Annotated in this window: 11 protein-coding genes and 1 pseudogene; 6 read left to right on the forward strand and 6 right to left on the reverse strand. The window is 60.8% G+C overall.

All coding sequences use genetic code 11. The annotated features are described in order from the left end of the window. Positions 1-54: 54 nt before the first annotated feature. The 5 genes and pseudogenes from P3T25_RS35110 to P3T25_RS35130 all read left to right on the forward strand — a co-directional run. A pseudogene (locus P3T25_RS35110) lies at positions 55-480 on the forward strand (YhjD/YihY/BrkB family envelope integrity protein); the annotation flags it as partial. A 100-nt stretch (positions 481-580) separates the two neighbouring features. Continuing rightward, complete coding sequence (locus tag P3T25_RS35115) at positions 581-763, forward strand: hypothetical protein (RefSeq protein WP_429361643.1); 183 nt, start codon at positions 581-583, stop codon at positions 761-763. Positions 764-1,155: 392 nt separating this feature from the next. After that, complete coding sequence (locus P3T25_RS35120; protein ID WP_429361645.1) at positions 1,156-2,646, forward strand: DUF4331 domain-containing protein; 1,491 nt, start codon at positions 1,156-1,158, stop codon at positions 2,644-2,646. A 268-nt stretch (positions 2,647-2,914) separates the two neighbouring features. Next, positions 2,915-4,045, forward strand: coding sequence for a hypothetical protein (locus P3T25_RS35125; RefSeq protein WP_429361647.1), 1,131 nt, complete (start codon positions 2,915-2,917; stop codon positions 4,043-4,045). Between the two features lie 53 nt (positions 4,046-4,098). After that, a complete protein-coding gene (locus P3T25_RS35130; protein ID WP_429361649.1) occupies positions 4,099-5,175 on the forward strand; it encodes a HupE/UreJ family protein in 1,077 nt (358 codons plus the stop codon). Positions 5,176-5,201: 26 nt separating this feature from the next. Here the strand turns inward: P3T25_RS35130 and P3T25_RS35135 are convergent, their stop codons facing one another. The 6 genes from P3T25_RS35135 to P3T25_RS35160 form a co-directional block, all read right to left on the reverse strand. After that, complete coding sequence (locus P3T25_RS35135; RefSeq protein WP_429361651.1) at positions 5,202-5,828, reverse strand: HupE/UreJ family protein; 627 nt, start codon at positions 5,826-5,828, stop codon at positions 5,202-5,204. A 3-nt stretch (positions 5,829-5,831) separates the two neighbouring features. Next, on the reverse strand, positions 5,832-6,434 hold the full coding sequence (locus tag P3T25_RS35140; RefSeq protein WP_429361653.1) for a HupE/UreJ family protein: 603 nt from the start codon (positions 6,432-6,434) through the stop codon (positions 5,832-5,834). A gap of 367 nt (positions 6,435-6,801) precedes the next feature. After that, positions 6,802-7,362: a c-type cytochrome gene (locus P3T25_RS35145; RefSeq protein ID WP_429361655.1), complete on the reverse strand. Its 561-nt coding sequence runs from the start codon at positions 7,360-7,362 to the stop codon at positions 6,802-6,804. Then, on the reverse strand, positions 7,269-7,487 hold the full coding sequence (locus tag P3T25_RS35150; RefSeq protein WP_429361657.1) for a c-type cytochrome: 219 nt from the start codon (positions 7,485-7,487) through the stop codon (positions 7,269-7,271). The genes P3T25_RS35145 and P3T25_RS35150 overlap by 94 nt, the downstream gene beginning before the upstream one ends. A 392-nt stretch (positions 7,488-7,879) precedes the next feature. Then, entirely contained in the window at positions 7,880-8,383 is a 504-nt protein-coding gene (locus tag P3T25_RS35155) for a hypothetical protein (protein ID WP_429361659.1), read from the reverse strand. Positions 8,384-8,890: 507 nt separating this feature from the next. Then, the gene (locus P3T25_RS35160; protein WP_429361661.1) at positions 8,891-9,469 is read right to left on the reverse strand and encodes a hypothetical protein; all 579 of its coding nucleotides are present in this window, start codon (positions 9,467-9,469) and stop codon (positions 8,891-8,893) included. A gap of 1,052 nt (positions 9,470-10,521) precedes the next feature. Here P3T25_RS35160 and P3T25_RS35165 point away from each other — a divergent pair. After that, positions 10,522-11,559: a hypothetical protein gene (locus P3T25_RS35165; protein WP_429361663.1), complete on the forward strand. Its 1,038-nt coding sequence runs from the start codon at positions 10,522-10,524 to the stop codon at positions 11,557-11,559. The last annotated feature ends 406 nt before the right edge of the window (positions 11,560-11,965 follow it).

Genomic DNA, 11,965 nt, shown 5'->3' on the forward strand with positions numbered 1-11,965 from the left:
CCGGGCGACACCGTGAAGATAAACCCGTTCATCCATTCTGTCAGGCAGCCCAACATGCGCATGATTGGCCACCCCGCCCAGCAAATACTCAAGCACCCAGGTGCCTTCGCTGCACAGACACTGAGAGCGTTTCGCGCGAACCAGGGGCTGCTCCTGGCCGGCGCGGTTGCCTACTATGCGTTGCTGTCGATCGTGCCGCTGCTTATCCTGATCGTTATCGCGCTGTCCAGCGTGATTGATCCAGCGGAACTGCTCGATACGCTCGGCCGCTACCTCGAGTGGCTGGTGCCCGGCCAGTCAAAACCGATCATCGCTGAGCTGGCCCACTTTCTTGACCATCGCGAAGTACTGGGATGGGCGCTGGCGGTGACGATGCTCTTTTTCAGCTCGCTCGCCGTGCTGGAAAATGCAATGTCTGTGATTTTCATTCACCGGGTGGTGATCCGCCGGCGCCGCTTTCTCGTCTCCGCCTTCCTGCCGTGCAGGCTGCCTCGTGGCTTCAGTCCGCCTTAATAGGCCCGACAGTTCGCCACCCCCGAACCCCATTTTCGCAATGTGGTGAAGGTCCGCGGAGTCATGTTTGTCAGGCATCGAACTCCGGCAGGAGATGGCAAGCCAGACGTTCGCGTCACAAGCCTTTCATATTCCCATCCGTGCAGCAACGCCCGTCAAGACGGCCGGTGCCGGCAAGGCGTGCGACACGCGAGACTTCGTCGAACATTGCCGCGCGCAGCGTGACGACGCACGTGGCACGCAGCGATGAGTGCCGGGATGGCAGGCAGTGCGAACGATGGCAGCACTTCGCGGCACGCGAACTGCCATGTGAGCCAGGTCCTCTGGACACGCATCGAAGAACATTTCTGCTGGAGCATCACCGTTCACCGGATTTGCCAGACCATATATCGAGAGATGAGGTGCGTCGATCAGCACTTCGTGCTGACGATAGTGTGGCCAGCAAGCTGACGTCGCGAATACTGGGCGCGATGCCGCGAGAGCGACGCGATGAGCCGCCGACATGCACATGCCACGCGGCACCATCCCGCTACGTGCCTGCGGGAAATCCATATCGCAGCAACGAATCTTGCCTATAGTGAGACAGTGTCCTCCTTCCTGTGACGAACCGCCGTTCCGGCGTCGTATCTTTGAGGAGTTGCCATGCTTACTTCAGGATTTAATCTGCGGCCGGTCTACCTCGCATCGAAGCAGGTACTCGCCGCCGGAATTCTATTGTGTGCCGCCGCGAGCGTTGCTTACGCGTCGAGCCATCGCGAGGCGCCGCTGATTGCAACGATGCCGAAGGTGGATGGCACCGACTTCTACATGTTCAACAGCTATGAGCCGAACCGACACGGCTATGTGACGCTGATCGCGAACTACTCGCCCCTGGAAGACGCCTACGGCGGCCCGAATTACTTCGCCCTCGACCCCAAGGCGCTGTACGAAATTCACATCGACAACGTGGGCGACGGCAGAGCGCACCTGACGTTTCAGTTTCGTTTCAAGAATACAGTCGGCAACGTCGCGCTGAACGTCGGCGGCAAGCAGGTGGCGATTCCGCTCGTTCAGGCGGGCCCGGTGTCAGCGGGCGATTCATCGAAGCTGAACGTTAACGAAACGTACACGCTCAAGGTATTGCGTGGTGCCTATCACGAAGATTCTGAGGAAGTGGTCACGGGTCCGGGCGGCATCACGACGTTCACCAAACCAACGGACTTCATAGGGACCAAGACGTTTGGCAGCGTAAGTGGTTATGCCAGCTACGCGCAGCAATATGTGTACACGATCAACATTCCCGGGTGCGGTGCTCCAGGGCGCGTTTTTGTAGGCCAGAGAAAGGAGTCGTTTGCGGTGGCGCTAGGCAAGACGTTCGACTTGCTCAACCTTGATCCGCTTGGTCCCCGAAACGGTAACGCGAACGATCTGTCCGACAAGAACATCACCTCGATCGCGCTCGAGGTTCCGGCCCAATGTCTGATTGGCGGGCGCGGCGGCCCGGTTGTTGGTGGCTGGACGACGTCAAGCATTCGCAAGGAGAGGCTGAGCGATGACGACGCGGCAGGTATATCAGAGAGGGGGTGGACGCAAGTTTCCCGGCTCGGGATGCCACTGGTCAACGAACTCGTGATCGGCTTGAAGGACAAGGACAAATTCAACAATTCGAAGCCCGCGAACGATGGGCAGTTTGCGGACTATGTGACAAATCCCACGCTTCCTGCGTTGATCGAGAGTCTTTTCCCGGGGGCCAAAGCGCCTACCAACTTCCCGCGCCTCGATCTGGTTTTCACATTCCTCACAGGATTTCAGGGACTCAATCAGCTGAGAACGGTTACACCATCCGAAATGTTGCGTCTGAACACGTCTATTCCGCCCACACCCAAGGGCAGTCAGAAGAATCTGGGGGTCCTCGCCGGCGACAACGCGGGCTTTCCAAACGGACGGCGGCCAGGGGACGATGTCGTCACGGCATCACTCAGGGTGGTGATAGGAGTGCTGTGTACATTCAACAAGCCTGGAATCTTCGGCTGCTCGCCGTCCGACGCTCCGGCCGGAGCGGCTGCGCTGACAGACGGCGCAGCCATCGACGACAGCGTATTTGACAATTCCTTTCCCTATCTGACCACGCCGATCCCGGGTGCGATGAATTGATAACCGGGCAAGCGCAACCTGAATGGGTCGCAGCAGACCATGATGCGGCGCGGGGTTCACCCTGTCGCCGCATGGCAGACCGAGGCGGGCCATGGCGCTAAAAAGATCGACCGCCCTCAAGGTGCTACGTGCCTATCGTTCGAACCGGCCGCGTGTCGTTAAAAGGGAAACGAATGTGCGCCGCATCCTTTGCGTATCGTGCCTCTTCGTTGGACTGGCAGGCGCGTTGGTGAACGCGGCTCCCGTGCGGCCGCAACAGGACTCACAGGTGCTGGAAACGCTCCCGCCCCGTGCGCACGACGCACTTAACTCGGCCATTGCGAGCATGCACGCAGCCCTCGCTGCGGGCGGTCAGAACTTCGACCTGGCGGCTGAGCTCGCGAAGCGCCACCTGGAGCGTTTTCGACGCGATCAGGACCCGCGCGACCTGGGCCAGGCCGAAGCCGCAATCGAACCGTGGCTCCGGCAGCCAAACCCACCGCCGCGCGCATTGGTGTTGCGTGCGAGCGTCCGGCAAAGCAACCATTTCTTTGCGAGCGCGCTCGACGATCTCGACCTCGCAATTCACACCCAGCCGGACAACGTGGATGCGTGGCTGATCCGTGCGAATATCCTGCAAGTGCAAGGTCGCTACCTGGAGGCCCGGGAGAGTTGCGGTCGGCTCATCCTGATGAATACCGCCGTCGCGGGGATATGCCTCGCCAATGTGGCAGCGGTCAGCGGCAGGCCCGAGCAGGCTTATCTCCTTTTGCAACATCTTGCCGCGCAGATACCGCCGACCGATTCGCTCTACGCCTGGCTGATGGTCAGTCAAGCCGAAACGGCGGTCTGGATGGACAAGCAGGAAGCCGCCGAACAGTTCTTCCTCAAGGCGCTGGTCGCCAATCCGCGCGACGCATACCTTAAAGCAGCCTGGGCTGACTTCCTGCTCGACCGGAACCGGCCCAGGGAGGTCCTCGCCCTGCTCGCGGCCGACATCCGAAACGACAACCTGCTCCTTCGCCTGGCGCTGGCAGAGAAACAGGCGGGGCTGAATGCTGATCTGGCGCCTCATGTCGAAGACTTGCGAAGCCGGTTTGCGGCATCCGCCGAGCGGGGTGATCGCGTGCATCTGCGCGAGGAAGCCATTTTCAACCTGAAACTCCTTAACGACCCGGAGAAAGCGCTCAGCCTGGCCGAGGCTGACTGGCAGGTGCAAAAGGAGGTCGCAGATTGCCGGATCCTGATGGAGGCGGCGATCGCCGCCCGGCAGCCTGCCCGCGCCGCTCCCGCGATGACGTGGCTGAAGACCGCGCGATTGCGCCATCCGGTCTTGACATCACTCGAGGCGCGGCTGGCAAGCCTTGGTTTTGCGACCGGGTTCGCGATGCAGGCGATGCGCGGCGAGCCGTCTGCATGAAACCGCGAGCGTCCGGGTGGGTTGCTCTCTTCATGTTGTGCTGGGCTGCCGCGGTGCAGGCGCACAAGCCGAGCGACAGTTATCTGACGCTTACGGTCAGCGACAAAACGATTGCGGGCCGATGGGATATCGCACTTCGGGACCTGGACAATCCGCTTATCCTCGATGCGGACGGGGACGGCGTGCTGACGTGGGGCGAGGTCCGCGTCCGCGAAGCGGACATCAAGTCGTATGCCTTCACGCGGATCAAGCTTACGAGTGACGGGCGAGCGTGCGCGATTCATCCAGGCGACCTGCTGATCGACCACCACAGCGACGGCGCGTACGCGGTGCTCGAATTCGACGTGGCCTGTCCAACTCGACCGATCCGGCTTGGCATCGACTACCGCTTGTTTGCCGACGTCGACACGCTGCACAAAGGACTCGTACACGTCGTGAGCAACGGCGCTACCACGACGGCTATTCTTGGGCTCAGTCGTCCGACCGAGATCCTGGACATACGCGGGAAGGGAGTCGGGCGCGCCTTCATCGATTTCGTTGGGGAGGGCATGTGGCACATCTGGCGCGGCTTCGACCATGCCTTGTTTCTCCTGTCACTGATGTTGCCGGCAGCTTGCGTGTTGCACGGGAAAAAGTGGTTTCCTGCCGACTCATCGGGTGCCGTGTCGATCGATGTATTGAAGCTTGTCACCGCGTTCACGGCGGCGCACGCAATCACGTTGTCTCTTGCCACGCTGCACGTTATGGCGTTGCCGTCGCGGTGGGTGGAAGTGGCGATCGCCGTGACGATCCTGCTTTCTGCGCTCAACAACATTGTTCCGCTGGTGCGCAGGCGCCGTTGGCTTGTCGCGTTTTCTTTTGGCTTGATCCACGGCTTCGGCTTCGCAAGCGTGCTGACCGATATGGCCCTCCCGACATCCCTGCTTGCGGCTGCCCTTGCCGGGTTCAATATCGGTGTGGAATTGGGGCAGATCTCGCTGGTCCTGCTGCTATTGCCCATTCTTTACATCTATCGGTCAAGTCGTTGGTTTCGCCTGGCTACCCTGTACGGCGGATCAGCAGCCATCTCGGTTTTCGCGACCCTGTGGATTTATGAACGAACGACCGGGCTGACAGTGCTTGCACTTTAGATGCCATTGACGGCTATGGAGATGCCCTAGGAGAGAAGCAACGCACGTTGAGTGAGACTGAGAACGAGAAGCCCGATTGCTGCGGCCCAGCTGCCCGCGACGCGTACGGCGATGGCGATCCAGGTGGGCCGTAGCCGCAGCAGGAACGAGGTCGCCGCAATCGTGTAGGCGATCAGGATGAAGCTCGCGACCACCATGCCCGCTATGAAAACCCCTGGGCGGATTTGACCGATGATGGCTGATCCGTTTGCGTACCCGTGGGTCAGGCCGAACCCGACCGATAGAATCAAGATCAGCCATGACGGCAACGTCAAGGCAGCCGCAAGGAGGGAACCCAGCAATACGGCTGAGACAACGTTAAGCAGGAGAACACCACGCAGATCCGGAACTGAAAGCGCAGTGCACGCGCCGGCCGCCATGGCGGCCGGAAACGCCCAAAGCACGAATTCACACCGTTTCAGGCCGTTCTGCCCTGCCAGCGCGCCGAGCACCAGCATTGGCAATACATGTTCCGGCGACGTCAACGGATGCAGCATCCCGGCGTAAAAGTCGCCCGCGCCCTGGTACACCGAGTGTGCTTCGGCTGATGCAAGCAACATCAGCGCACTCAGACCGGCAGCAGCTTGCCGGACCATCCGGTGCAATGCGCGCATGCGTCACGCTCCCCGAATCGCATACGTGAGGAAATAGACACCGCAGCCGGAGATGAGGGCTCCGCCTGCCCGCAGTGCGTAGCCGCCCGCCTTCCAGCGATTGACTGTGCCGGTCAGGATGCCGAGTGCATGAAGTGTGCCGGTGGCCGCGACGAAGCCAATCGCGTAGGTCATTGCGTTCGCGGACCCGGGCAGTTCCGCACCGTGTGCGTGTCCGTGGCAGATGGCGAACACGGCAACCAGCAGACCCGCAATCCAGAGCGGCGGCGTCAACGCAAGTGCCACTGCCGCACCGAGCGCCAGTGCCGATAGCGCAATGCCGACTTCGATCCCCGGAATCGGGACGCCCAGGCCGCCGAGAACAGCGCCGAAGGCCATGACGATCGGGAAGGTGACCGGCAGCACCCAAATCGCCGGCCTCCCCAGCTGGGCACCCCACAATCCAACTGCAACCATCGCGACGACATGATCCAGGCCGGAAATCGGGTGTCTGAACCCGGCGAGCAGGCCGCCGGATATGTCGCCTTGGCCGATATGTGCAAATGCGATAACCGGAACAAGACACCCATACCCGAATACAAGTACCGCGTGGATTGCGAGTCGCATCCGGAAAGCCATGATGATCCTTTCGAGGTGTCTGCACCCGCCTGACAAAGGACTGAGCACGCATCGAAGTTAGCTATTCCCGGCTTAGTCAAGTCATCTGCTGGGGCGTCATCCGTGGACTATCCGGCGTTCCCCAACACTATAGGTCGCCTGCAGCGAGTCGCCAACGGCGTTGGTGCGCGGATCGGAATCTGGGAAGATTATGAGGCAAACTTCCGGCTTGCCAGCTCCTGCCGGAATTCAATGCCGAACAGACACAACGCTGCGCGCCGGCACCGCATGCCGACGATATCGTTCGGGGTGACGATCTGGCGGGCCTATAAAGACGGACTGAAGCAACGGGGCGGCCTGGCGCCTTTGGGCACCCCTAATTATGGACTGCTCTTCGATCGGTGGGCTTGTCGGTCGGCATCCCGGTCTCGGGCGGAAACGCCTCCACGTAAGCAGCTACTGCGCGCATATCCTGTTCCGACATGTTGTTGCAGACCGCCTTCATGATTGCACCACGGGGCCTGTCTTCGGTGTCCTGGTAGACCAGCAGCTGCTTCACGACATAATCCGCATGTTGACCAGCGAGGCGAGGAAATGGACCCGCCCCCTCGCCGTGCTGGCCGTGACATGAAATGCATGCCGCCACGCCCTTGTCCGGCAGGCCGGACGCAAAAATCGTCCTCCCCTGGTCGATGAGCATGCGATCGCCGGACTCACCCCGAGCCGCGGCCTGATCCGAAAAATACGTGGCAATCTCCTCGATCTGCGCGTCGCTCAAGTGAGTAAAGCCCCACATGAATCGTTTGGCATTCGGATCAGCTCGGCTATGAGTCTTGAAGTCCGTCAATTGGTCGATAAGGATTGCCGCTGTTGACCCGCCAGCTTGGGAAACATCGGCGACACCGAGACGCCGTTCGCGCCATGACAGTTTGAGCAAACCTGCAAAGCGATTGTCTTTCCGGCAACCGCCGGGTTGTCGATCGCGCGGGACCGTTCCAGGTCGTGACAACCCGACCCTGCAAGCAACGTCACAAGCGATATGAATCGCGTCACGTTATTCATGTCGCGAACCGCCAACCGTCGTCACCGCCTTGTGGATCGACGCCGCTGCACGACCAGGCACAGCGCCATCCACTCATGGTTAAACGACTCGCGTTCGCTTTTTATTCCGTGAGCACGAAGGTTCGTTCTACGAAAAGCTGCTTGCAGCAAGACTCGGTGGATCGGCAAGTTTTCCGCATTGGGCGATCCTGCAAGTTGTTGTGATCCACATGGATTTTCAGAATCAAACAGGCAGATTTTGTGCGGAAGGTACGAGAACCGCTAACCACGGCGAGCCTGCTTCCGTGGCTTTGTCGACGGAAGGGCGTAAAGGCGAGCGTGAGTGCGACGTGAGGCGACGTTACACTGTGAGTGAATAAGGAGTACCTGGCAACGGATCGCGAGCGTCAGCCTCAACTCGCCGGAGGCGGCGGTGGCGGCAAGCCTGGGGGCGGCGGTGCATAGGGCCGTGTGCCCGGCGCGATCATCATGCGTCCGCGGACCGGAATGCGATCACCGACGGCATACATGCACTGGAGGTACGAGTAGTCGTAGCGGCGCTGCACGTCGTAGGCCGAGCCTTGCGCGGCACCCGCGCCAAACGCGCTCCCCACAAGCAGGCCGGCACCTGCGCCCACGGCCGCGCCGGAGCCTCCGTTGAACGCCGCACCCGCGGCCGCGCCGAGTGCTGTTCCAATGGCAGCACTGCCCACCGCGCTTGCGGTCGCCGCCTGGTTGGCTGACACCCCGCCCATCTGTTCGAACGCAAATTGCCGGCACGTGGCGTCATCCGCCCGGAACTGGTCGAACGTCTTTCCCGTACCGGCCAGCGCCATCACGCTCGGCGCAGTTGGCAGGACGGAGCACGCGCTGACCCAGGCCAGCGAGGCGATCAGGACAGACCTTGAATAGCTCATATGGCTTTGAAAATCCGTCTGACCGTCAACGGGACGGTGCCGGCTGCGGAGACACTTCACGCCACCCGCCAGGGCACTGCTTCACGTACGGGTAATAGGCCCTGGATCCCTCGCAGTAATACCAGGAGCCGCTCGACTGGCCCGGCCCGGCTGACGGCTGCCCTTGTTCGACATAGTTTGTTGGGGCAACGGGTACGGCGACGATGGGCTGGTAATAGTACGGGAGCGGAGCGACCGGATAGTAGAAAGGGATACCCACACCGACAAAGACCCGGGTGTGCCCGGCATCTGCTGACCCGCATGCGCACGCCGCGGCCAGCGCCGTCAGCGTGACGCAAATCTTCAGGCGTTTCACGACGAACTCCTCACTGGACGCTTTTGCCATCAGCTTGACGCCGACATCGCCACCGGCTAACACCGACCGGCAGCACTGGCTTGCATAGTTCGATCTTCAGTTGCCCCCTTTTTGGCTATCCGAGATAAGAGTTGGGAACAGGAAAAGTTGCGCTAGTGCCGTCGCATTCCGCCGAACCCGTGCATGCCACTGGACATGGGTATGCCACCGGATCCGTGCATGCCACTGGACCCGCGCATGCCACCGGACACGGGCATGCCACCGGACACGGGCATGCCTACGCCGGGGAATGGTCCACGGTGAAAGCCCGCTCCCATTGGCGCACCGAAGTGGTTGTGATCGAAATGGTGGAAATGATCAAAGCGATCGAACCGATCGAAGTGACGGAAATGATGGAAATGATGGAAACGATCGACAAAGATGAAGCTCACGCCCCCGCCGATGAAAAGCGGCGGCCCCCAATACCAGGGGTCGGGATACGGGTAGGTTGCGACCGGGTAGACCGGCACGCTACCATCAGGGCTTTGCACGATCTGCCATGTCCCGTCACTTTGCCGGCACGCACGTCCGACGATCTGCTGCATCGTGCCGTCGATCTCTGCCTGGCCGCTGAAAGCGCGGCAATCGGCGCTGTCGGCTGGCACGGATGAATCGTAATATGTTTGCGCGAGTATCGGCGCAGAAAAGCCGAGACAGGCGAGGCCTATCCCGAAACGAAGTAGGTGGAGCATGATCGGCTCCTGCAGTGATCCCCGACCGTTCGACGCGCGGCATCACCGGTGTCGCGTGGCACCTCGGTTTGCTTGCACAAATTCACACCGAGGCGGTAGAGACTTGCCGCTTGAGACGTGGTTACCTGCTGATTAAACGATGGAGCACGCCGGATTATTCCAGGTCCATGTGTAACGTGGACCGCGTCAAGGAAAGCGTCACGCAACAGCATGGTGAGCAATTCGTTTGCGGCGAGTGATAGGTGTCGATACCCCACTTGAACCTCGACGAATCTTCGGGACAGATCTTTCTGCCACGTTATTTCGTTTGGACCGTAAGTAGGGTTGTCAACGCTATTCGCGACTCGCACGAAATCACGGACCTGTACAGACGGCATCGTTAATGTGAGCTACGGCGGTCCAAGCTATACTGCCGGGCGACGCGCGAATGACGCCATTTCGGTCGTCACGGGACGATCGCGAAATCACGTGTGGACAACGGTGCTGGCAGGCCGATTTTGAAAACTGTAAGACGCCGCGATTGCATTTATCGCGCGTGATCGATGTATAGAAGCCGGGGTCGGCCGTTTCAAGGCGCGCGACGATGCATACGCGTTACTTGTCCAGCCGGTTAAGGAGTCAGCTTCTTAAAGGGCATTTTGGCCTCTCCTCCGGGAACTGAAAAATCCTCCGTTTTCCCTGCGCCGGGACGGGGTTGTCGCGACATCCCGCAGCCTGTAACACGTCCGACATCGGCGCGACGGGCACAGCGGGTCGACCCGCGCCCGAGCAGCTGATGCAGCAGGTGGTCGATGCGAGCGAAGTGTTCAAGACGAGCTGCACGGCGTACGGGATATTTCAGTTGGATTCATCGGTCGGTCGTATTGATGCGATCCGCCAATCACTGGTGTGAGCAACGCCAACGTGTACCAACTGCTCATCGCACCACGACCCGGCGAGCTTAAGCAGTGGATCAAGGTCTATTGAAAGGTCAATGACGAGATTCCGCCCGCGATCGCCGCGCTCGAAGTAGAGTTGCGCACGTTGATGGGCGAGGTGGAGGAGCCGCAAACATGAAGCGACGCACCCTGGTGATTCTGGCGCTGGCAGGCGGCGTTACGTCGACCTCGGCGCATGCACAGGCACCCGTGCCGAAGGCCAGCACGACCTCTCCAGCAAGCGACGCAGAGATGGCCTCGGCGCTGGAAACTGGCGCCGCTTCACCGACGGGTAGCGTAGCGGCCGCGGATCGCGCAGAGTCTGCGACACGTCCGGTTGAGCCGTCGCCGGCGCGGGCGGCGTCAGCCGGACGAAGCGCTCAGCCGCCGACCCGCAGCGAGACGGAAGAGTCCGAGTCCGACGAGTATTGGTACCTGGGGGGCGGTCACCGGATGAAGATCAGCGACACGCTGCTGATTGCGTTGGTCGGGCTGCTTACCCTCTTTACTGGCTTCCTGTGGCGGTCGACGTACAAGGTGGGGCGGGACGCCCGTGCGGGTGTCGCAATCGCCAGGCAAGCGGCAAAGACGGCCGCGGAAGGCGCGCTTGCCGCGCACCTGAGTGCAGAGGCCTCGGTCGCAGCCGGGCAGCCGCGGTGGATCGTCTCCGACATGCGCCTGCTGCTGGAACACATGAATCCCGACACCGCGCGACGCGGCGGCAGGTTAGTCGTGACGTTGACCAACCACGGTCACACGGCCGCCGAGGTGACACGCGCAGCGTTGCGCTGGAAGCTCGCGGCGCAGCTCGACCCGAAGCCGCGCTATCCGGTCGGCGCTATCGACGACCCCGGCGCGTTAGGTAACGTCGTGAAACAGGGTGAATCGTACAGCCTTGCGGAATCCTTAAGCCTGAGTGACGACGACCTGGAGCGCATCAGGCGGGGCGAGACAAATCTGTGGATGTATGGCTACGTCGCCTATCGCGATTTCCTCGATCGCCACTGGCGCAAAGGGTTTGTCGGCGTGCTCGATCCAACGTCGACCCGGTGGTATCCGGCCAGCGGCAACGGTGGCGGAGCGCTCCGACAACCGGGGGCCTTGGCCGGCGCTGAAGCCTACACGTACACTCTGCCCGACGGGACTGACGAAGCACCGGCGTCGGGACGATGAGCCAACGCATCCTGAAAACCACCATCGAGGGCGGGCCTCCCAAGTTTATTCAACTGTCGGGCAGTTTCTGGTACGTTCCACAATCGAGGAGAAGAACTCGAGATTGACAACCGGAAGCACGAAACTCGATGCAAATAATGCTCTACAGCTTCTCCAAAGCGACCCCGTGGCCAATAAGAAAACGATCGATAGTCTCATTGCTTCTGGGTTAGTTCGATTGAATACCCCCGTCAAAGAGCAAGCCGAAACCTGTCTTCGGAATCCATCCCGTACATAGAAATTGCAGCCGGTGAATTCGGCGACCCTCTGTACAGCTTTCAATCAATTGGCCCCCGCGGGCAGCACGCCCCTAACGTCGAGCGTCCCGCGTACCATTTTGCAATGCTCGGTACGGAAACAGAGGTAA

Source organism: Paraburkholderia sp. GAS32, assembly GCF_050434225.1.
Taxonomy (GTDB): domain Bacteria; phylum Pseudomonadota; class Gammaproteobacteria; order Burkholderiales; family Burkholderiaceae; genus Paraburkholderia; species Paraburkholderia madseniana.

What these genes read in the sequence shown, in the direction of transcription:
- P3T25_RS35135 (WP_429361651.1), bottom strand. Translation starts at nt 5,828, where the DNA reads ATGCGCGCATTGCACCGGATGGTCCGGCAAGCTGCTGCCGGTCTGAGT.
- P3T25_RS35120 (WP_429361645.1), top strand. Translation starts at nt 1,156, where the DNA reads ATGCTTACTTCAGGATTTAATCTGCGGCCGGTCTACCTCGCATCGAAG.
- P3T25_RS35155 (WP_429361659.1), bottom strand. Translation starts at nt 8,383, where the DNA reads ATGAGCTATTCAAGGTCTGTCCTGATCGCCTCGCTGGCCTGGGTCAGC.
- P3T25_RS35165 (WP_429361663.1), top strand. Translation starts at nt 10,522, where the DNA reads ATGAAGCGACGCACCCTGGTGATTCTGGCGCTGGCAGGCGGCGTTACG.
- P3T25_RS35140 (WP_429361653.1), bottom strand. Translation starts at nt 6,434, where the DNA reads ATGCGACTCGCAATCCACGCGGTACTTGTATTCGGGTATGGGTGTCTT.
- P3T25_RS35150 (WP_429361657.1), bottom strand. Translation starts at nt 7,487, where the DNA reads ATGAATAACGTGACGCGATTCATATCGCTTGTGACGTTGCTTGCAGGG.
- P3T25_RS35160 (WP_429361661.1), bottom strand. Translation starts at nt 9,469, where the DNA reads ATGCTCCACCTACTTCGTTTCGGGATAGGCCTCGCCTGTCTCGGCTTT.